This is a genomic window from Mesorhizobium sp. M0159, from assembly GCF_040322295.1.
Lineage (GTDB): Bacteria > Pseudomonadota > Alphaproteobacteria > Rhizobiales > Rhizobiaceae > Mesorhizobium.
Map to the genome: position 1 here is coordinate 1 of NZ_JAMYTF010000071.1, position 20,739 is coordinate 20,739.

Here is a 20,739-nt window from a genome sequence, read left to right on the forward strand (position 1 = left end):
GCGGGTTCCTTCCCTGGAGGCTTCCGGACGCCGGCCTCGAGCCACGCCATCTCAGTAGACGGCCGGCATCCGAAACCCATCACAGATCGCGTCGATGCATGGGGGCGCCTGAACGTCCGCTTCTCACATTCCAAGCCGCCAAGCCGCAAGTCCGCTTCCGGCCCCGAACAAGACGTTCATCGAAGCGCCGCAGAACGTCCGCTATTTGCGCTACCTGCTCGTTCCGATCGATGAGACGAATGGCATCTCGGCCATTCTCGGGAGCTAGCTGATTAACCTCGGCGGTGATTCCGAACCGAAGGTCAGCGCCGCAAGATGAAACCGGTTTCGGAAAAGATCTAACAGGAAGTGCCGGGCCCTGGTCAGACCGGCCGCACCAGAACGTGTTTCTTCTTGCCGAGCGACAGTTTCGCGACGTTTTCCGGGCCAAGGTCCTGCAGCGTCACCATCCTGCGATCGTCGGAAACTGGCTGGTCGTTGAGGCGCACGGCGCCGCCCTGGATATGCCGCCGTGCCTCGCCGTTGGACCCAGCCAGCCCGGCGGTGACGAACAGCGACAATAGGCCGACGCCGGCTTCAAGGTCGGCCCTGCCCACCTCGACGGTTGGCAGTGTTTCGGCGAGCGCCCCTTCTTCGAACGTCTTACGCGCCGTTTCGCTGGCCTCCTCTGCCGCCTCGCGGCCATGCAGCATGGCGGTGATTTCGGTGGCGAGGATCTTCTTGGCTTCGTTGATCTCCGAGCCGCCGAGCCGTTCGAGGCGTGCGACCTCGGCGAGTGGCAGGGTCGTGTAGAGCTTCAGGAAACGGCCGACATCGGCATCCTCGGTGTTGCGCCAGTATTGCCAGAAGTCGTACGGGCTCAGCATCTCCGCATCGAGCCAGACCGCGCCCGAGGCCGACTTGCCCATCTTGGCGCCGGAGGAGGTGGTGAGCAGCGGCGTCGTCAGCGCATAAAGCTGCGCGCCTTCCATGCGATGGCCGAGATCGATGCCGTTGACGATGTTGCCCCACTGGTCGGAGCCGCCCATCTGCAGCCGGCAGCCGAGACGCTTGTAGAGCTCGACGAAGTCATAGGCCTGCAGGATCATGTAGTTGAATTCGAGGAACGACAGCGACTGCTCGCGGTCCAGCCGGAGCTTGACTGAATCGAAGGCCAGCATTCGGTTGACCGAAAAATGCCGGCCGACATCGCGCAGGAAATTGACGTAGTTGATGTCCATCAGCCAGTCGGCATTGTTGATCATGACGGCGTCGTTCGGGCCGCTGCCGAATTTGAGGTAGGGCGTGAAGTTGCGGCGGATGCCGGCGAGATTGTCCTCGATGTCCTGCGGCGTCAAAAGCTTGCGCGCCTCGTCCTTGAACGACGGATCGCCGATCATCGAGGTGCCGCCGCCCATCAGCGCGATTGGCCGGTGGCCGGTCTGCTGCAGCCAGTAAAGCATCATGATCTGGATCAGCGACCCGGCATGCAGGCTCCTGGCGGTGGCGTCGAAGCCGATATAGGCGCTCACCGTTTCCGTGGCGAAAAGCTGGTCGAGGCCGGCATCGTCCGAGGTCTGGTGGATGAAACCGCGCTCGCTCATCGTGCGCAGGAAATCGGATTTGAAGGCGGACATTTTCTTTCCCGAAAAGCTTCCGGCCGAACGCGGTTCGGCTATGCATGAAGGCGGGCGTTTAGCACTCAAGCGCGATCAGCAAAAGTGGAATCCGGTTTTGCGACACCCTCTTGCCTTCTCCCCTTGTGGGAGAAGGTGGATTGGCGCGCAGCGCCAAGACGGTTGAGGGGTGTTGGACGGAGTGCCGTCGTTGCCAAGCTGGAACACCCCTCATCCGACCGCGCTTCGCGCGGCCACCTTCTCCCACAAGGGGAGAAGGGAGAACCCCAAGCGTGCGGCCTGCTTGCGTCATCGTTTCGGCTGGCGTAATGAGGCGCCGCCAACGGGTCTCATCCGCTGGACCGCACGGCATCGATCGAATGCCATATCCTATGACAGAGTCGAGATGCCGGAGATATCCATCGTCATTCCTTGCCGGAACGAGGCGGCGAACCTGCCGCTTCTGCTCGACGAGATCGGCGCCGCGATGGCCGGGCGCGACTTCGAGGTCATCGTCGTCGACGATGGCTCGACCGACGACACGCCTTCGGTGCTTGCCGCACAAGCAGCGCTTCGCCGGTTTCCGCTGCGCCATCTCAGGCATCAGAAATCCGCTGGCCAGTCGCTCTCGGTGCGTTCGGGCGCCTGGGCGGCGCGCGGCGATATCGTCGCCACCATCGACGGCGACGGCCAGAACGACCCCGGTTATATCCCAGTGTTGATAGACGCGCTGCGGCAGGCTGGTCCCGATGTCGGGGCCGCGCAGGGACAGCGTCTGAAGCGCCGCGACAGCAAGATCAAGCAGCTGGCGTCGCGTTTCGCCAACGGGCTGAGAAAGGCCATCCTGCACGACGAGACGCGGGATACCGGCTGCGGCCTCAAGGCGATCCATACCGACATTTTGAGGAAATTGCCGTTCTTCGACGGCACCCACCGCTTTGTTCCGGCGCTGGTCATCCAGGAGGGCTACCGCGTCGTCCATTGCGACGTCGTCGATCGCTCCCGCCGTCACGGCAAATCGAATTACGGCATCTTCGATCGCGGCCTGCAGGGCGTGCTTGATCTTGCCGGCGTCTGGTGGCTGCGCCGCAGGCGCCGCAGAATGCCCAAAGTAGAGGAAATCAGGCATGGGTAACGTGCTTCAGGAATTGGCGACCTGGCTTCACGATGTTTTCGTCAAGCAATTCGATGCCTGGGTTCTGCTCGGCTTCGTCGCCCAGTTCTTCTTCACCATGCGCTTTCTGGTGCAGTGGGTGGCGTCGGAAAAGGCCAAGCGCAGCGTCGTGCCGATCGCCTTCTGGTTCTTTTCGCTGTTCGGCGGCGGCCTGCTGCTGATCTACGCCATCCAGCGTCAGGATCCGGTGTTCATCGCCGGCCAGGCCATGGGCCTGTTGATCTATATCCGCAATCTCTGGCTGATCGCCAACGAGCGCAAGGCGGCGATGACGAAGGTCGATTGAGCCCTCGACCGGCCTGAAACCGGTCGAGCAAGCAATCCAGATTACTGGCCGTCCAGCCCGCCGTAGGACCTTACCAGCCGGACCATATCGGCCGAATCGGCAGTCTCGCTCTCGAGCCCCTCGGCGACACCGACGCGGTCGGCGGCCGGGCGGTTCTGGCTGACTTTCCATTTGCCGCTGATTTCGGTGATTTCGATCTCTAGGCCGACGATGCCTTTGATCTGCGACTGGATGAAGGGTGCCGGCGCGTCGGTCACCGCCCACGGCGCCGAGCGGCTGCCCTCCTGCGACATCGTCAGATCGGAAATCTGCTCGGCCAGCCAATCCTGGTCTTCGATCACCGTGACGATGCCGCGCACCTGGACGATGGCGTAGTTCCAGGTCGGTACCACCTTGCCGGTTTCACGCTTGGTCTCGTACCAGGACGGCGTCACATAGGCATCGGCGCCCTGGAAGACGACCAGCACCCGCGCCAGGGGATTGTCGGCCAAAAGCCGCCATTGCGGATTGGCCTTGGCCAAATGGGCGCGGAGCCTGCCGTTCGGTGGCACATCCGCGTCTAGAAGAAAGGGAATCGCGTTGGCGACCGGCCCCTCGACGCCGTTCGACACCAGCAGGCCAAGCGGATGCGCCCGGATCAGCCCGTGCAGGACGTCCTGCCGTGTTTCCTGGAAGTGAGGCGGTTGGTACATCGCCGATTATCTCAGCCGCTTCGGCCGTGGGTCGGACAATTCCCCGGCCAGCCGGCGATCGAGGTAGTCGGCGCATTCCTCGATCAGAAGCTCCGCATGGTTGGCAAAGAAATGGTTGGCGCCGGGCAAGGTCTTCTGGGTGATGGTAATGCCCTTTTGCGTGTGCAGCTTGTCGACCAGCCCCTGCACGTCCTTGGGCGGCGCGACCTTGTCGGCGTCGCCGTGGATGATCAGGCCGGACGACGGGCATGGCGCCAGGAACGAGAAATCATAGGTATTGGGCTGCGGCGCGACCGAGATGAAGCCCTCGATCTCCGGCCGGCGCATCAGAAGCTGCATGCCGATCCACGAGCCGAACGAATAGCCGGCAACCCAGCAGCTCTTGGAATCCGGATGCAGCGACTGCACCCAGTCGAGCGCCGCGGCGGCGTCGGACAATTCGCCGGTGCCGTGGTCGAACTCGCCCTGGCTGCGGCCGATGCCGCGGAAATTGAAGCGCAGCGTGGTGAAATTGCGCTTCTGGAACATGTAGAAGAGGTCGTAGACGATCTTGTTGTTCATCGTCCCGCCGAACTGGGGGTGCGGGTGCAGGACGATGGCAATCGGCGCGCTCTTTTCCTTCGAGGGCTGATAGCGACCCTCCAGACGGCCGGCCGGACCGGTGAAAATGACCTCAGGCATGAAATACTCCACTTGGTATAAATTTGCGCGGCGCCCGGAACAACTCTTCCTCTGGCCCCAGTCTTCCTCTGGCCCCAGTCTTCCCTAGGCCCCAGTCTTCCCTAGGCCTTGACGCAGGGCGAGGGTCTTTCTAGAAGCTAGTTTAGAATTGTTCAAAACTGGGCGGCCAAAAATTGTGTCTCGGCCACCCGCGCCGCAAGCCGCGTAAATAGGACGTCTTGCCTTGCAATTTCAAGGAAATAACGCGCTATCTTCGCGGAACGGCTTTTGAAGGGACCAGTTGGACGGAAATGGCCGGAGCACGCGCCTATCTCGACTACAACGCCAGCGTGCCGCTGCTTGCCTCGGCGCGCGCGGCCGTGGTCGCTGCGCTCGACATCGCCGCCAACCCATCCTCGGTCCATGCCGAGGGCCGCGCTGCACGGCGGCTGATCGAGGACGCCAGGCGCGACGTGGCTCGACTGGTCAGCGCCAAAGCCGAGCATGTCGTATTCACCTCCGGCGCGACGGAAGCGGCCTCGACGCTGCTGACGCCGGACTGGCAGATGGGGCGCGGTGCTGTCCGTATGAGCCGGCTCTATGTGTCCGAGGCCGATCATCCTTGCCTGCTGAACGGCGGGCGCTTCCCAGCAGCGCAGGTGACACGGATCGGCGTCGACGCCGACGGCGTCGTCAGGCTCGACGTTTTGGCCGAGGCTCTCGTCCAGCATGACAAGGCCGAAGGCTTGCCGCTGGTGGCCATCCACGCTGCCAACAATGAAACCGGCGTGATCCAGCCGGTCGGCCGCATTGCCGAAATCGTCAAGGCGGCGGGTGGCATCCTGGTGGTCGATGCCGTGCAGGCGACCGGCCGCATTCCGCTCGATATGTCAGCGGGTTACGCAGACTATCTGATCCTCTCCTCACACAAGATCGGCGGACCCAAGGGCGTCGGCGCCATTGTCGCGGCGTCGGACCTGATGATGCCAAAACCGCTGGTCAGCGGCGGCGGCCAGGAAAAGGGCCATCGCGGCGGCACCGAAAACCTGGCGGCGATTGCCGGGTTTGGCGTGGCGGCGCGTGAGGCGCTTGCCGGCTTGCAAACGATCGAAGCGGTGCGGCAGCGTCGCGACGAAATCGAGGCGATCGTGAAAACGCTGGTTCCGGACGCGGAAATCTTCGGGACCGGCGCGCTAAGGCTTGCCAATACGACATTCTTCGCTATTGCCGACATCAAGGCCGAGACAGCGCAGATTGCCTTCGACCTGGCCGGTGTGGCGCTGTCGGCTGGATCGGCCTGTTCGTCGGGCAAAGTAGGGCCGAGTCACGTGCTGAAAGCCATGGGTTATGGTGACGGCCTCGGCGCGTTGCGCGTGTCCGTCGGCCACGCGACCAGCGCTGAAGATATCGAGCTGTTCCGTTCGGCGCTGGCGACGATCGTCGCGCGCCAAGCCGGTAAGGAAAAGGCAAGCAGGGAACGAGCCGCCTGAGCGCGGCAGACGAAATTTAGGGCCTTGCGGCCTGGTAGAGCCGTGCGTTCGCATTTGGCCGGGTGAATTTCCGGCATGAACGCACTATATGAAACTTACGCCGCCTCCGGTGCCTGATGGGTGCTCGTTTGCGGTGCCATAGTTTGAAAACTGCCGGGCCTTGACCCCGGCGTGGATGGAGAACGCTGATGCCTGCTGTGCAGGAGACGATCGATCGAGTTCGAAAGATCGATGTCGACCAGTATAAATACGGATTCCAGACCGAAATCGCGATGGACAAGGCCCCCAAGGGCCTGAGCGAAGACATTATCCGCTTCATTTCGGCGAAGAAGGACGAGCCGTCCTGGATGCTGGAATGGCGCCTGGAAGCCTATCGCCGCTGGCTGACGCTGGACGAGCCGAAATGGGCGCGCGTCCACTATCCCAAAATCGATTTCCAGGACCTCCACTATTACGCCGCGCCCAAGAGCACGCCGGGGCCGACTTCGCTCAGCGAGGTCGATCCCGAACTGCTGAAGGTCTATGAGAAGCTCGGCATTCCGCTCAGGGAACAGGAAATCCTCGCCGGCGTGCAGAAGACCGATGCGTCGGAGCTCGAGGAAGCCAGCGACAACGTCTACAAGTCGGGCCGCGTCGCCGTCGATGCGGTGTTCGATTCCGTCTCCGTCGTCACCACTTTCAAGAAGGAACTGGCGCAGGCCGGCGTCATCTTCTGCTCGATCTCGGAAGCCATCCGCGAGCATCCGGAGCTGGTGAAGAAGTATCTCGGCTCGGTCGTGCCGACCTCCGACAATTTCTACGCGACGCTGAATTCGGCGGTGTTCACCGACGGTTCGTTCGTCTTCGTGCCCAAGGGCGTGCGCTGCCCGATGGAATTGTCGACCTATTTCCGCATGAACGAGAAGAACACCGGCCAGTTCGAGCGCACGCTGATCATCGCCGAGGAGGGGGCTTACGTCTCCTATCTCGAAGGCTGCACGGCGCCGCAACGCGACGAGAATCAGCTTCATGCCGCGGTGGTCGAGCTGATCGCGCTCGACGATGCCGAGATCAAATATTCGACGGTGCAGAACTGGTATCCCGGCGACGCCGAAGGCAAGGGCGGCATCTACAATTTCGTCACCAAGCGCGGCGACTGCCGCGGCCATCGCTCGAAGATTTCGTGGACGCAGGTCGAGACCGGTTCGGCGATCACCTGGAAATATCCGAGCTGCATCCTGCGCGGCGACGATTCCAGCGGCGAGTTCTATTCGATCGCCGTCTCGAACGGCTATCAGCAGGTCGACAGCGGCACCAAGATGATCCACCTCGGCAAGAACACGTCGAGCCGCATCATCTCCAAGGGCATTGCCGCCGGCTTCTCGCAGAACACCTATCGCGGCCAGGTCTCGGCGCACCGCAAGGCGACCAACGCCCGCAACTTCACCAATTGCGATTCGCTGCTGATCGGTGACCAGTGCGGCGCGCACACCGTGCCCTACATGGAAGCCAAGAACTCGACCGCGCAGTTCGAGCATGAGGCGACCACCTCGAAGATTTCCGAGGACCAGAAGTTCTACGTCATGCAGCGCGGCATCCCGGAAGAAGAGGCGATCGCGCTGATCGTCAACGGCTTCGTCAAGGACGTCATCCAGCAGCTGCCGATGGAATTCGCGGTCGAGGCGCAGAAGCTGATCGGCATCAGCCTCGAGGGGAGCGTGGGGTGAGTGACGATGAGGCAGAGAACGGTCCGCCGTTGGTCGCACGCGTTCACCAGTTTGACAGGCATTCTGGTGAGCTACCCGACAACTATCGGGCCGACCTCGATGAGCAGATTTGCGGAGAATTGGCAACGTCGCTCGGGAACTACCTTCGAAGCTTTGCTGCCGAAAGCAAAGTTGTCGTCAGTATCGAAGTCGAAGCCAACCGAATTAGCGCTGGGCGCGAAGACGGCACGGAGTTGATGATCACAGTCTACGGCCCTGAGATTTTTGAAATCACCAGGTGGCCGAATCCCGCCGACGCCGTCGAGGACGGAAGTATGCGATTTGACTTGGCACCTGAACTTGAAAGCGACGTCGCCGTTGCCCTAGCTCGGCGATATGTAGTTAACGGAACGATAGAGCAAGAGAATGCTTGAAATCAGAAACCTGCATGCCCGCATCGTCGATGACGGCACCGAGATCATCCGCGGCCTGAACCTGACGGTCAGGGCTGGCGAGGTCGCCGCCATCATGGGCCCGAACGGCTCGGGGAAATCGACGCTGTCCTATATCCTCGCCGGCCGCGAGGACTATGAGGTCACCGATGGCGACATCCTCTACAACGGCCAGTCGATCCTCGAAATGGATCCGGCCGAGCGCGCCACCGCCGGCATCTTTCTCGCCTTCCAGTATCCGATGGAGATACCGGGCGTGGCGACGATGGAATTTTTGAAGGTGGCGATGAACGAGCAGCGCAAGGCGCGCGGCCAGGAGCCGCTGAAAATCCCGGAATTCCTCAAGCGCGTGAAGGAAGCGGCCGCCTCGCTCAACATGGACATGGCGATGCTGAAGCGGCCGCTCAATGTCGGCTTTTCCGGCGGCGAGAAGAAGCGTGCCGAGATCCTGCAGATGAAGCTGCTGGAACCAAAGCTCTGCGTGCTCGACGAGACCGATTCCGGTCTCGATATCGACGCGCTGAAGATCGTCGCGGACGGCGTCAACACGCTGCGCTCGCCGGACCGCGCCATCGTCGTCATCACCCACTACCAGCGCCTGCTCCAATACATCGTGCCGGATACGGTGCACGTGCTCTACAGGGGTCAGGTGATCAAGTCGGGCGACAAGTCGCTGGCGCTCGACCTCGAGGCCAATGGCTATGCCGGCGTGATCGGGCAAGCCGCGTGAGATGCCGGAAGGCAGGACGAAACTGATGAATATGCACACGACAACACCCCAGCGGACATTAGCCGAAACGGCGCTGATCGACGCCTTTGGCGAGCGGCTGTCGCTGCTGCCCGGTGACGGCGCGGTGATGCTGAAGCGCGACGACGCCATCGAGGCGATCAAAAGCGGCCTGCCGACGCGGCGCATCGAATCCTGGCACTATACGGACCTGCGCCGGCTGCTGACCTCGGTGCCGGACTTCGATCCGGCAGCGGTTGCGAAAGCCATTGCGCCGATCGTCGAAGGCTCCTCGGTTTTGCCGGTGCTGAACGGCGTTTCGAGCGCGAAATGGGCTGCTGTCGAGGGCGTCACGGTACAGCGCCTGTCGGAGAAGCTGACCGACGGCAGCATCGCCCCGGGGCTGGATTCCTATGGCAGCGACGACGCCATCGGCGCGCTCAACACCGCCTTTGTCGCCGACGGCTATTTCGTCGACATCGCCGACGGGGCCCAAATGGACAAGCCGCTCGAATTGCAGAATTTGCAGGCCGGTGGACAGACGCATGTACGGCTGGCCGTCCGCGTCGGTGCCGGTGCCAACGCTGTCATCGTCGAACGCCAGGCAGGCGAGGAGGCGGCGCTGGTCAGTTCGGTCAGCCAGCTTGTGCTTGGCGAGGGCGCCGAGGTGACATGGCTCATCGTGCAGGAGCAGCCGGATACGGCGACGCACCTTGCCCAGTTCAAGGCGCATCTCGGCAAGAGTTCGAAGCTGACGCTGTTCGTCATGAATGCCGGCGGCAAGCTGGTGCGCCAGGAGGTCGTTGTGAAGACGACCGGCGAGGGCGCCGAATTCACCCTGCGCGGCATCAATCTGCTCGCCGGCGACACCCATACCGACGTCACCATGGTGCTCGACCACGCCGTGCCGCATACGGCCTCGACTGAAGTCATCCGCAATGTGGTGACCGGCAAGGCGCGCGGCGTCTTCCAGGGCCGCATCAACGTCCATCAATATGCGCAGAAGACCAACGCCAAGATGGCCTGCAACACGCTGCTTCTGTCGGACGACGGCGAGTTCTCGACCAAGCCGGAGCTCGAAATCTTCGCCGACGACGTCGTCTGCGGCCATGGGGCGACCGTCACCGAGATCGACCACAATCATTTGTTCTACCTGATGGCGCGCGGCGTCGACGAGAAGACCGCGCGCGGCTTGCTGGTCAAGGCCTTCGTCGCCGAGGTAATCGAGGAACTGGACGACGAGGCAATCGTCGAGGCGCTCGAACGTCGGCTCGACGATTGGTTTTTGACGCACGGGTAGAGGTGACTGAGGGGTTGGTGCCAACACCCCTCATCCGTCGCCTTCGGCGCCACCTTCTCCCACAAGGGGAGAAGGAGAGGCGCTCTTCCTTCTCCCCTTGGGGGAGAAGGTGGCCGAGCGAAGCTCGGTCGGATGAGGGGTGCTGGACGGAATGAGGCGGTGCCTCGAGAGAGTTGTGATGGACCAGAAAGTCGAAAACATCCCCTACGACGTCGAGGCGATCCGCCGCGACTTCCCGATCCTGTCGCGGCAAGTCTACGGCAAACCGCTGGTCTATCTCGACAATGGCGCCTCGGCGCAGAAGCCACAGGCCGTGCTCGACGCTATCCAGCACGCCTATTCCCAGGAATACGCCAACGTCCATCGCGGCCTGCATTTCCTGTCGAATGCCGCGACCGACGCCTATGAGAAGGCGCGCGAGACGGTGCGCCGTTTCCTCAATGCGCCGAGCACCGACAACATCGTCTTCACCTCGAACACCACGGCGGCGATCAACACGGTCGCCTATGGTTTCGGCATGCCGAACATCGGCGAAGGCGACGAGATCGTGCTCTCGATTATGGAGCATCATTCCAACATCGTGCCGTGGCATTTCATCCGCGAGCGGCAGGGCGCCAAGCTGGTCTGGGTACCGGTCGACGATCTCGGCGTGTTCCATATCGAGGAATTCGAGAAACGGCTGACCGACCGCACCAGGCTCGTCGCCATCACCCACATGTCGAATGCACTGGGCACGGTGACGCCGATCAAGGAGATCGTGCGCATCGCTCATGCGCGCGGCATTCCGGTGCTGGTCGACGGCAGCCAGAGCGCCGTGCACATGCCGATCGACGTGCAGGATCTCGACTGCGATTTCTTCGTCTTCACCGGCCACAAGGTCTATGGCCCGTCGGGCATCGGCGTGCTCTACGGCAAGAAGGATATTCTGGAGCGCATGCGCCCGTTCATGGGCGGTGGCGAAATGATCGAGGAGGTGACGCAAGATATCGTCACCTACAACGATCCGCCGCACCGTTTCGAGGCCGGCACGCCGCCGATCGTCCAGGCGATCGGGCTGGGTGCTGCGCTCGAATACATGGAAAAGATCGGCCGCGAGGGCATCGCCGCGCACGAGGCCGATCTGAAGGATTATGCGCATCAAAAACTGCGCGCCATCAATTCACTGCGCATCTTCGGCGATGCGCCCGGCAAGGGCGCCATCATCTCGTTCGAGCTGCAGGGCATCCACGCCCATGACGTGTCGATGGTCATCGACCGGCAGGGCGTGGCGGTCCGCGCCGGCACGCATTGCGCCCAGCCGCTGTTGAAACGCTTCGGCGTAACATCCACATGCAGGGCGTCGTTCGGCATGTACAATACCAGGGCCGAAGTCGATGCTTTGGCCGGTGCGCTGGAAAAGGCGCGAAAGTTCTTCGGGTGACGATCATGGATGATGCCAGCCATACCGCCGAGACCACTTCCGAAACGGCCACCAATGCGGCGGTTTCCGGATCGGCTATTCCCGCCGACGAATTGGCGCGGCTGACCGACGACATCGTCTCGGCGCTGAAGACGGTCTATGACCCGGAAATCCCGGCCGACATCTATGAGCTCGGCCTGGTCTACAAGATCGATATCGAGGACGACCGCTCGGTCAAGATCGACATGACGCTGACCGCGCCGGGCTGCCCGGTGGCCGGCGAAATGCCGGGCTGGGTCGAAAACGCCGTCGGCGCCGTCGAAGGCGTTTCCGGCGTCGAGGTTAACATGACCTTCGACCCGCCCTGGTCGCCCGACCGAATGTCGGAAGAGGCACAGGTGGCGGTTGGGTGGTATTGAACTTAGTCGACCTTGGCGCCGTATGTTTGGGCATAAGCCGTGATCGCTGAGAACAGCTCGTCAAACTTGACGTCGAGGTCTCCCGTGCCAATACACATTGCGTCTAGATCCATCGCTCTATTGGGACCCCGACTCCAGCGCGCCATTTTGGTCAAAGACGGGCTCTGCCAGACGCTCTCTAGGACTTCTACCAAAAGGAACTTTTGTCGCCGGTAACTCCGCTCAGAAATGTGCTTGACGACACTCCATGGAATGAACTCTGCTGACAGGCGGACGTCCCAAAAGCCCTTAGGCGACAAAACTAGCGTCGGCCGTTTCAAATCGAAAAGACGCCCCACAGCGATCACAAAAGTGCCGGTGAACGATATGGCCGTTATCCAACCGAGAAATTGCCTGAAGCTACCTGGAGCGATATTCGGCACTAGGCGCCATCCAATTGCAATGCCTAAAGTTGCCATTGCCACTGATAAAGCGGCAACCAGGCTGAGCCGAGCAGGAGATGACCGAAATTCAACTGTTCGATTGGTGTCAAGCGGCATTCAGTTTCGCCATAGTTCGATTGTCGCCAACTGAAATTACATCCAAATTGGTTGCAGTGAGCAGAAAACTTCACCATCTTAGGCGAGAATGATCCGCAGGCCTTGAACCCGCGTGAAAGTGGAGAACGATATGGGACGCTTTGCCGTCATCACCATGACCGAAAAGGCCGCCGACCGGGTGCGCGAGATCGTTGCGACCCGTGAGAATGCGCATGGCATTCGCCTTGGCATCAAGAAGGGCGGCTGCGCCGGCATGGAATATACGGTCGATCTGGTGACCGAGCCGAACACCAAGGACGACCATATCGAGCGCGATGGCGCCCATGTCTATGTCGCGCCGGAGGCGGCACTTTTCCTGTTCGGCACCGAGATGGATTTCGAGCAGACGACTTTGCGCACCGGCTTCACCTTCCGCAACCCGAACCAGAGCTCGGCCTGCGGCTGCGGCGAATCGGTCGAATTGAAGCCGGCCGATCTGAAGGCACTGGCCGAAGCACGCGAAGCAAGCGCGGCTTAGCGTCACTGGTGATGAGTGCCGAGGCATATCGCTGGCGGTGTGCCTGTTGCGGTCAGGAATATACCGGGCTTCCAACAGATATGGCGTTCGGTGCGCCCGTGGACACGGACACGCTTGACGATGCCGCTCGAGCGACCTTTCGTAAGAATGAAGATTTCTGCGAGGTGCGCCGTGCGTCGGGGGTAACCGATCGGTTTGTTCGTTGCTTGCTGCCTCTGCCAGTGCCTCAGCTATCCAGCGAGTTCTGTTTCGGCGTATGGATGTCGGTCTCGGAAAAAAGCTTGGATCTATACCGAGATGGATATGACAGTGGCCAGTATGAAGAAGAACTCTGTTTTGGATACCTGATGCACAACATTCCTGAGTATCCAGGCTCGTTGCATCTGCATGCCAATGTTGTATTTCAGCCCGGTGATCAGCGTCCGAAGGTGTTTCTGCATGATGCAGATCATCCCTTGGTTGCGGCCCAACGCAGTGGGGTGGATGTGGCGCAGATAGAGCGCTGGGTGGCTCTCACGCACCGACCTAAGGCCGGGAGCAGCTAATCCACCCACATCCCCGTTCGCTTGTGCCAGTCTGCGATCGACTCCTCCGGGTAGACATCGAAAACCTTGTCGCCCTTGCCGATGTCGGGCTCGACCCAGTTCGCCTTGTATTTCAGCATCAGATGCACCTTCTCCGGCGGCTTTGGCAGGTCTGTGTCGATCGCCGAGGCAAACGGATGCACCAGCTCCGGCCAGGTCGGATCGTAGAGCCAGAGTGCCGTCCCGCATTTCGTGCAGAAGTTCCGCTCGCCCGTCGAGATCTCGCGTTGCGGGTGCTCGTCGTCCTCGATCTCGGCGCGGTAGACGCCGAGATGGCGCTTGCCCTGGATTTTCAGCGTCTTGTAATCGGCGCCGAGATTGATGGCGAAACCGCCGCCGCCCTGCTGCTTGCGGCAGATCGAGCAGTAGCACAGCATGAACGGCACCGGCGTGTGGCTTTCCACCTCGAAACGCACGGCATTGCACCGGCAGGACCCTTTGAGCAGAAGCGGCATGAAAAACTCCGACGAAATTGATTCTGAACTTGTCAGGATGGTGCCGGTTGCGTCGATGACAAGGGGAAATCCGGGTGACATGATCGCCGCATGGACAACGAGCGCATAGAAGAGCTTTTCGAAGGCCTCGGCCCGGTCAGCATCCGCAAGCTGTTCGGCGGCAAGGGCATCTATTTCGACGGCGTCATCGTCGCCATCGTCATCCGTGGCGAATTGATGCTGAAGGCCGACGCCGAAAGCGCACCGGATTTCGAAGCGGCCGGCTGCCGGCAATGGACCTATACCGGCTCGCGCCACGGCAAGCTCGTGTCGATGCCCTATTGGAGCGTTCCCGACAGCGCATTCGACGATCCCGACGAGATGGTGATCTGGGCGCGCCGCGCCTACGAGGCAGGACGGCGCGCCGGAAAATAGGCTGCGTCATGCTTTGGCAATTCCGGGCCGCACTTCACGCCAGGTCCCGCGCCTCGGGCACGAGCGCCAGCGCCTCGGCAAAGCTGGCGCTGGTGAAGGCGGCGCGCTCGACGGCGAGCATAGCTGCGGCAATGCCTTCGCGCAGTGCCGCGCGTAGCGTCAGGCCGCGCAGCAGGGCAACGATCGTGGCGCCTGCCAATGCGTCGCCGGCGCCGGCAGTATCGGTCCGCTTTTGTAGCGGCGGTGGCGAGATCGAGAACGCGCTCAATTCGTCAAAACCGAGCACTGGTTCGTCGCCGGCGGTGATCACGCCGCTTTTCAGCCCGGCGCGTCTTAGGCCGTCGACGATGCCTTGATCGTCAGCATCGATGCCGACGCCGGCGAGCACGCCGGCCTCCTGCCGGTTCATGAAGGCCAGCGCCAGACGGTCGAGCACCGGCATCAGCCGCGCCGCCTTATTGGGCGAGACCGCAAGCGCAAACACCGGCTTGTCGGCGGCGAGTGCCGCCAGCCGCCCCAGCGCGGTCGACGGCAGGTTGGCGTCGCACAGCACCGCGTCGGCCGAACCGATCGCTTCCCGCACCTTGGCGCGGCGGATCTGCTTGGGAAGCGCCAGCTCGTAGAGCACCATGTCGGCAAGGCCGGCGATCAGCCCGCCGTCGCTATCGATCAGCATCGTATGGCTTGGCGTTGCTCGGTCGAGGAACACCGCCGACAGGTCGGCAATGCCGGCCTCGGTGACGGCGCGTAAAACCGTGTCGCCAAGGGCATCGCCGCCGCGCACCGAAAGCAGCGAGGCCGAGGCGCCGCGTCGCACCGCACAGCGCAAGGCGTTGAAGACGGCACCGCCGACATGCTCGCGCATCGTGCCGGGGTTGGAAGCGGCCGGCACGAAGGCGCCGGCAACCCGGCCGCGCCGCTCGATATAGGCGCCGCCCACGGCCAGGATCGTCGGGGATTTGATCATGCCGTCAAAATGCCCTTTAGCTGTTGCCCGGGGAGACTAGGTCGCCGGGCGGAACCCTGCAATCGCGGGTTCGATTCGGTTGGTGACGGCAACGGCGCCGCATGCGAGGCGAGACACATCGGAAGCAATAATTGCGAAACAAAAATAGAACAAATAGGGATATGCGTTATTTTTCAAACCCTTGGTGCTCATTGACAAATGAGAACAAATGAGGTACATTCTTTTAAGGATTGCGGGATTGTCCGGCCTCCATTGACGACCACGGGGTGATGTATCATGGCTCAGAATTCTTTGCGGCTTGTAGAGGACAAAGCGGTGGACAAATCAAAGGCTCTGGATGCGGCGCTATCGCAAATCGAGCGTGCCTTCGGCAAGGGCTCGATCATGCGGCTCGGCGCGAACGAGCAGGTCGTCGAGATCGAAACGGTGCCGACCGGCTCGCTTGGGCTGGACATCGCGCTTGGCGTCGGCGGCCTGCCGCGCGGCCGCATCGTCGAGATCTACGGGCCGGAAAGCTCGGGCAAGACGACGCTGGCGCTGCACACGGTGGCCGAAGCCCAGAAGAAGGGCGGCATCTGCGCCTTTGTCGATGCCGAGCACGCGCTCGACCCGGTCTATGCCCGCAAGCTCGGCGTCGATCTCGAAAACCTTTTGATCTCGCAGCCCGATACCGGCGAGCAGGCGCTGGAGATCTGCGACACGCTGGTGCGCTCCGGCGCCATCGACGTGCTGGTGGTCGATTCGGTGGCGGCGTTGACGCCGCGGGCGGAAATCGAAGGCGAGATGGGCGATTCGCTGCCCGGCCTGCAGGCCCGCCTGATGAGCCAGGCACTGCGCAAGCTCACCGCCTCGATCTCGCGCTCCAACACCATGGTCATCTTCATCAACCAGATCCGCATGAAGATCGGCGTCATGTTCGGTTCGCCCGAGACGACGACCGGCGGCAATGCGTTGAAATTCTATGCCTCGGTCCGCCTCGACATCCGCCGCATCGGCTCGGTCAAGGATCGCGACGAGGTCGTCGGCAACCAGACCCGCGTCAAAGTCGTCAAGAACAAGCTGGCGCCGCCCTTCAAGGTGGTCGAGTTCGACATCATGTATGGCGAGGGCGTCTCCAAGACCGGCGAGCTGGTCGATCTCGGCGTTAAGGCGGGCGTGGTCGAAAAGTCGGGCGCCTGGTTCTCCTACAATTCGCAGCGTCTTGGCCAGGGCCGCGAAAACGCAAAACTGTTCCTGCGCGACAATCCCGACACGGCGCGCGAGATCGAGCTGGCGCTACGGCAGAATGCCGGGCTGATCGCTGAGAAATTCCTTGAGAACGGCGGCTCCGAAAGCAGCGACGACGGTTTCGAGGACGACGCTGGGGTGATGTAGGGCAAGCGACGCCTCGCTGAGCCTCAGCCAGGTTTCGATTTGATGTTTTGATTTTGAGTTTGCGTAATCGATGCGTTTCGAACCGCCGGCCCAGGGCCGGCGGTTCGCGTTTGACGGCGAGGCAGACGCATTTCAAGGCGCTGGTGAAAGCCGGGATTTGAGCCCATTTGGTGTTTCTGGACAGGCTGCGGTGCGACCGCTAAAAGGCCATGTCTATTTTCCGCCGGCAGCCGGCGGTTCTCTCGAAAAGGCAGTATTCATGAGTGGCGTCAACGAGATCCGGTCGGCATTTCTCGACTATTTTCGCAAGGAAGGTCACGAGGTCGTCGCGTCAAGCCCGCTGGTGCCGCGCAACGACCCGACGCTGATGTTCACCAATGCCGGCATGGTGCAGTTCAAGAACGTTTTCACCGGTCTGGAGAAGCGGCCGTATTCGCGCGCCACGACTGCCCAGAAGAGTGTTCGCGCCGGCGGCAAGCACAACGACCTCGACAATGTCGGCTACACCGCGCGCCACCTGACCTTCTTCGAGATGCTCGGCAATTTCTCCTTCGGCGACTATTTCAAGGAGCGGGCCATAGAGCTTGCCTGGAACCTGATCACCAGGGAGTTCGGGCTGAAGAAGGACAAGCTGCTGGTCACCGTCTACCACACCGACGACGAGGCGGCCTCGTACTGGAAGAAGATCGCCGGCCTTTCGGACGATCGCATCATCCGCATCGCGACTTCGGACAATTTCTGGGCAATGGGCGACACTGGACCTTGCGGGCCGTGTTCGGAGATATTCATCGACCGTGGCGAGCATATCTGGGGCGGCCCTCCCGGCAGCCCCGAGGAGGATGGCGACCGTTTCCTTGAATTCTGGAACCTGGTGTTCATGCAGTACGAACAGGTGACGAAGGACGAGCGCGTCGACCTGCCGCGTCCGTCGATCGACACAGGCATGGGCCTCGAGCGCATGGCATCCATCCTGCAAGGGGTTGAAAGCGTCTTCGAAACCGACCTGTTCCGCCACCTGATCGACGCTGCGTCGTCGGCGCTTGGCAAAGGTCCGGATGCGGACGCCGTCGCATCGTTGCGCGTCATCGCCGATCACCTGCGTTCGTCCTGCTTCCTGGTCGCCGACGGCGTGCTGCCGTCCAACGAAGGACGCGGCTACGTGCTTCGTCGCATCATGCGCCGCGCCATGCGCCACGCGCAGTTGCTCGGCGCCCGCGATCCGCTGATGTGGCGCCTGGTGCCGGCACTGGTCCGCGAGATGGGCCAAGCCTACCCGGAACTGGTGCGCGGCGAACAGATGATCACCGAAACGCTGAAGCTTGAGGAAACCCGTTTCCGCAAGACGCTGGTGCGCGGCTTGGGCTTGCTTTCGGAGGCGACGGAAAAGCTGGCCTCCGGCGACATGCTGGATGGCGAGACAGCGTTCAAGCTCTACGACACCTATGGCTTTCCGCTCGATCTGACGCAGGACGCGCTGCGCCAGCGCAACATCTCGGTCAACCTTGCCGGCTTCACCGAGGCGATGGAGCGGCAGAAAGCGGAGGCGCGCAAAAGCTGGGCCGGCTCCGGCGACGTGGCGACCGAGACGGTATGGTTTCCGGTGCGCGAGAACGCCGGCGCCACCGAGTTCCTCGGCTATGAGACCGAGCAGGCGGAAGGCCTCATCCAAGCGCTGGTCAGGGGCGGCAAGACCGTCGACAGCGCCGGCAAAGGTGACGCCGTTGCCGTGGTTGTCAACCAGACGCCGTTCTATGGCGAGTCCGGTGGCCAGATGGGCGACACCGGCGTCATTTCGGGCGACGGGTTCTCGATCGAAATATCCGATACCCAGAAGAAGGCCGATGGGCTTTTCGTCCATCTCGGCAAGGTGGCTAACGGCACGGTCAAGACGGGCGCGACCGTCGAGCTGAAGGTGGACCACGCGCGTCGCTCCAGGCTGCGCGCGAACCATTCCGCCACGCATCTGATCCATGAGGCGCTGCGCGAGGTGCTGGGTACCCATGTGGCGCAGAAGGGCTCGCTGGTCGCGCCCGAGCGTCTGCGCTTCGACATTTCGCACAACAAGCCGATCTCGCCGGACGAGCTCGAAGAGGTCGAGCGCATGGCAAACGAGATCGTCGTTCAGAACGGCCCTGTAACCACGCGGCTGATGTCTGTCGACGACGCCATTGCCGAAGGCGCCATGGCGCTGTTTGGCGAGAAATATGGCGATGAAGTGCGCGTCGTTTCGATGGGCACGGGCTTGCATGGCGCCAAGGCCAACCGGCCTTATTCGGTCGAGCTATGCGGCGGCACGCATGTCAGGGCGACCGGCGATATCGGCCTGGTGCGCATCGTGTCCGACAGCGCGGTCGCTGCCGGCGTGCGCCGCATCGAGGCGTTGACCGGCGAGGCGGCCAGAAAGCATCTCGACGAACAAGACAAGCGGTTGAAGGCGGCCGCCGCCGCGTTGAAGATTTCGCCGGCCGATGTGCCGGCCCGCGTCGAGGCGCTGCTGGACGAACGCAAGAAGCTCGAAAAGGAGCTGATCGAGGCGCGCAAGAAGCTGGCGCTGGGCGATCGCTCGCCAGCCGGTGTGCCTGCGGAAAACGAAACCATTGCCGGTGTCGGTTTTCTCGGCAAGGCGGTATCGGGCGTCTCGCCAAAGGATCTTAAGCCGTTGGCCGATGCCGGCAAGAAGTCGCTCGGCTCCGGCATCGTCGTCTTTGTCGGCGCCGGCGAGGACAACAAGGCGAGCGTCGTCGTCGCCGTCACCGATGATCTGACCGGCCGCTTCAACGCCATCGATCTGGTGCGCGTCGCGTCCGCGGCATTGGGCGGGCAGGGCGGCGGCGGGCGACCCGATATGGCTCAGGCCGGCGGCCCGGACGGCTCGAAGGCCGAAGACGCGATCGCTGCGGTGAAGGCGGCTCTCGAAGCGGCGTGAACCTGCACCGGGGCGGCACGGCCGAAATGGCGCGCCGCCCAGCGGATATCTTTGAGGGCCGATATGCCGACGCTGACGATGTATCAGGTCGATGCCTTTGCCGAACGGGCCTTCCAGGGTAACCCTGCCGCCGTTCTCCTTTTAGAGGAATGGCTGTCGGAGCAGGTAATGCAGGCCATCGCCAACGAAAACAATCTTGCTGAAACCGCGTTTGTGCGGCCGAATGGCAAAGGTTGGGATTTGCGCTGGTTCACGCCGGTCCATGAAGTCGACTTCTGCGGCCACGCCACTCTTGCGGCCGCCCATGTGCTGGCTACGGAATACAATGGTCAGGGCGAAATGGCCTTCGCCACCCGGGTCGGCGAGCTGCGGGTTTCCCGGTGGGAAGGGGGCTATCAGCTCGATCTGCCTTGTTTTCCGCCGCAGCCCATCGAGGAGGAGCTGAACTCGGCGCTGCAAGCGATATTGCCTCAGCGGCCGGTTGCGAGCTTCCGCAATTTCGAGAACCTGTTTGTCGAGCTTGCCGACGAGACAACCGTGCGATCTTTCGTTCCCGATCTGCTCAGGATCGGACGTTTTCATCCTCTCGGCCTGGTTATTACCGCGCCTGGGCGAGCCCACGATTTCGTCTCCCGTTACTTTGTGCCCGGGGCGGGCATTCCCGAGGATCCGGTAACCGGCTCCATTCATGCGACGCTGGTGCCTTATTGGTCTGAAAAACTCGGCAAGACGCATCTGTCGGCATTCCAATGCTCGCAGCGCGGCGGGCATTTGCTATGCGAACTGGCCGGAGATCGCGTGCTGATCACAGGCCGTGCGAAGACCTTCATGAAGGCGGAGATCTACCTTCCCGATTGAGCGGCTTGCGAGGCAGAGAAGGCAAGGATCTGGGAGAATTTGTCGCCAGCCTCGGCGGGACAGCACCCCCCTCTGTCCTGCCGGACATCTCCCCCTCAAGGGGGGAGATTGGATGTCACGATTGCCTTCGCCACTTGTCAAGATAATGTGCTGAAGGTTCTGCAAAAAGTTTTGGAGAGAGAACGGCGCTTGCTCTGAGGGGCGAGCGGCCATGGCACGGTGGTGA

The 20,739-nt window shown here is 62.1% G+C and carries 21 protein-coding genes; 15 read left to right on the plus strand and 6 right to left on the minus strand.

Annotated elements, in window-relative coordinates; genetic code table 11:
* Window positions 1–362 precede the first annotated feature (362 nt).
* Window positions 363–1,616, minus strand: coding sequence for a tyrosine--tRNA ligase (gene tyrS / locus NKJ32_RS32480; protein ID WP_023674679.1), 1,254 nt, complete (start codon window positions 1,614–1,616; stop codon window positions 363–365).
* A gap of 385 nt (window positions 1,617–2,001) precedes the next feature.
* On the opposite strand from tyrS, the gene NKJ32_RS32485 reads away from it, so the two are divergent.
* Together NKJ32_RS32485 and NKJ32_RS32490 are read left to right on the plus strand one after the other, a co-directional pair.
* A complete protein-coding gene (locus NKJ32_RS32485) occupies window positions 2,002–2,730 on the plus strand; it encodes a glycosyltransferase family 2 protein (protein WP_031211231.1) in 729 nt (242 codons plus the stop codon).
* On the plus strand, window positions 2,723–3,055 hold the full coding sequence (locus NKJ32_RS32490; protein ID WP_023674681.1) for a lipid-A-disaccharide synthase N-terminal domain-containing protein: 333 nt from the start codon (window positions 2,723–2,725) through the stop codon (window positions 3,053–3,055). The genes NKJ32_RS32485 and NKJ32_RS32490 overlap by 8 nt, the downstream gene beginning before the upstream one ends.
* 41 nt (window positions 3,056–3,096) lie before the next feature.
* On the opposite strand, the gene NKJ32_RS32495 is transcribed toward NKJ32_RS32490, so the two are convergent.
* Window positions 3,097–3,747, minus strand: coding sequence for an FMN-binding negative transcriptional regulator (locus tag NKJ32_RS32495; RefSeq protein WP_023674682.1), 651 nt, complete (start codon window positions 3,745–3,747; stop codon window positions 3,097–3,099).
* A gap of 6 nt (window positions 3,748–3,753) precedes the next feature.
* Entirely contained in the window at window positions 3,754–4,428 is a 675-nt protein-coding gene (locus NKJ32_RS32500) for an alpha/beta hydrolase (protein ID WP_023674683.1), read from the minus strand.
* A 290-nt stretch (window positions 4,429–4,718) separates the two neighbouring features.
* Between NKJ32_RS32500 and NKJ32_RS32505 the strand changes: the two genes are divergently transcribed.
* The 7 genes from NKJ32_RS32505 (at window position 4,719) to NKJ32_RS32535 (ending at window position 11,879) form a co-directional block, all read left to right on the plus strand.
* Window positions 4,719–5,897: a cysteine desulfurase family protein gene (locus tag NKJ32_RS32505; RefSeq protein WP_352830087.1), complete on the plus strand. Its 1,179-nt coding sequence runs from the start codon at window positions 4,719–4,721 to the stop codon at window positions 5,895–5,897.
* 188 nt (window positions 5,898–6,085) lie between these two features.
* Window positions 6,086–7,603, plus strand: a complete 1,518-nt coding sequence (gene sufB / locus NKJ32_RS32510; protein ID WP_023674685.1) for a Fe-S cluster assembly protein SufB — start codon at window positions 6,086–6,088, stop codon at window positions 7,601–7,603.
* The gene (locus NKJ32_RS32515) at window positions 7,600–8,016 is read left to right on the plus strand and encodes a hypothetical protein (protein WP_352590646.1); all 417 of its coding nucleotides are present in this window, start codon (window positions 7,600–7,602) and stop codon (window positions 8,014–8,016) included. Before sufB ends, NKJ32_RS32515 begins: the two co-directional genes overlap by 4 nt.
* Window positions 8,009–8,764, plus strand: coding sequence for a Fe-S cluster assembly ATPase SufC (gene sufC, locus NKJ32_RS32520; RefSeq protein WP_352590649.1), 756 nt, complete (start codon window positions 8,009–8,011; stop codon window positions 8,762–8,764). Before NKJ32_RS32515 ends, sufC begins: the two co-directional genes overlap by 8 nt.
* A 25-nt stretch (window positions 8,765–8,789) precedes the next feature.
* The gene (sufD, locus tag NKJ32_RS32525; RefSeq protein WP_352830088.1) at window positions 8,790–10,061 is read left to right on the plus strand and encodes a Fe-S cluster assembly protein SufD; all 1,272 of its coding nucleotides are present in this window, start codon (window positions 8,790–8,792) and stop codon (window positions 10,059–10,061) included.
* A 178-nt stretch (window positions 10,062–10,239) separates the two neighbouring features.
* Window positions 10,240–11,481 (plus strand): cysteine desulfurase, encoded by a 1,242-nt coding sequence (locus tag NKJ32_RS32530; protein WP_352830090.1) that lies wholly within the window; start codon window positions 10,240–10,242, stop codon window positions 11,479–11,481.
* Between the two features lie 5 nt (window positions 11,482–11,486).
* Complete coding sequence (locus tag NKJ32_RS32535; RefSeq protein WP_352788479.1) at window positions 11,487–11,879, plus strand: SUF system Fe-S cluster assembly protein; 393 nt, start codon at window positions 11,487–11,489, stop codon at window positions 11,877–11,879.
* 2 nt (window positions 11,880–11,881) lie between these two features.
* Here the strand turns inward: NKJ32_RS32535 and NKJ32_RS32540 are convergent, their stop codons facing one another.
* Window positions 11,882–12,418 (minus strand): STM3941 family protein, encoded by a 537-nt coding sequence (locus tag NKJ32_RS32540; protein ID WP_352830091.1) that lies wholly within the window; start codon window positions 12,416–12,418, stop codon window positions 11,882–11,884.
* A gap of 130 nt (window positions 12,419–12,548) precedes the next feature.
* Between NKJ32_RS32540 and sufA the strand changes: the two genes are divergently transcribed.
* Together sufA and NKJ32_RS32550 are read left to right on the plus strand one after the other, a co-directional pair.
* Window positions 12,549–12,935 (plus strand): Fe-S cluster assembly scaffold SufA, encoded by a 387-nt coding sequence (gene sufA / locus NKJ32_RS32545; RefSeq protein WP_352474720.1) that lies wholly within the window; start codon window positions 12,549–12,551, stop codon window positions 12,933–12,935.
* A gap of 11 nt (window positions 12,936–12,946) precedes the next feature.
* Window positions 12,947–13,480, plus strand: coding sequence for a DUF2199 domain-containing protein (locus NKJ32_RS32550; RefSeq protein WP_352788484.1), 534 nt, complete (start codon window positions 12,947–12,949; stop codon window positions 13,478–13,480).
* Here the strand turns inward: NKJ32_RS32550 and NKJ32_RS32555 are convergent.
* Entirely contained in the window at window positions 13,477–13,974 is a 498-nt protein-coding gene (locus tag NKJ32_RS32555) for a GFA family protein (RefSeq protein ID WP_352788486.1), read from the minus strand. The genes NKJ32_RS32550 and NKJ32_RS32555 overlap by 4 nt on opposite strands.
* A gap of 90 nt (window positions 13,975–14,064) precedes the next feature.
* Here NKJ32_RS32555 and NKJ32_RS32560 point away from each other — a divergent pair, with 90 nt between their 5' ends.
* The gene (locus NKJ32_RS32560; RefSeq protein ID WP_352788489.1) at window positions 14,065–14,388 is read left to right on the plus strand and encodes a TfoX/Sxy family protein; all 324 of its coding nucleotides are present in this window, start codon (window positions 14,065–14,067) and stop codon (window positions 14,386–14,388) included.
* 34 nt (window positions 14,389–14,422) lie between these two features.
* Here NKJ32_RS32560 and NKJ32_RS32565 read toward each other — a convergent pair whose 3' ends face one another.
* Entirely contained in the window at window positions 14,423–15,355 is a 933-nt protein-coding gene (locus tag NKJ32_RS32565) for a PfkB family carbohydrate kinase (RefSeq protein WP_352788492.1), read from the minus strand.
* 276 nt (window positions 15,356–15,631) lie between these two features.
* Between NKJ32_RS32565 and recA the strand changes: the two genes are divergently transcribed.
* The 3 genes from recA (at window position 15,632) to NKJ32_RS32580 (ending at window position 20,513) form a co-directional block, all read left to right on the plus strand.
* Window positions 15,632–16,729, plus strand: coding sequence for a recombinase RecA (gene recA, locus NKJ32_RS32570; RefSeq protein ID WP_023674696.1), 1,098 nt, complete (start codon window positions 15,632–15,634; stop codon window positions 16,727–16,729).
* Window positions 16,730–16,988: 259 nt separating this feature from the next.
* On the plus strand, window positions 16,989–19,655 hold the full coding sequence (alaS, locus tag NKJ32_RS32575; protein ID WP_352830093.1) for an alanine--tRNA ligase: 2,667 nt from the start codon (window positions 16,989–16,991) through the stop codon (window positions 19,653–19,655).
* Between the two features lie 63 nt (window positions 19,656–19,718).
* The gene (locus NKJ32_RS32580; protein ID WP_352474728.1) at window positions 19,719–20,513 is read left to right on the plus strand and encodes a PhzF family phenazine biosynthesis protein; all 795 of its coding nucleotides are present in this window, start codon (window positions 19,719–19,721) and stop codon (window positions 20,511–20,513) included.
* The last annotated feature ends 226 nt before the right edge of the window (window positions 20,514–20,739 follow it).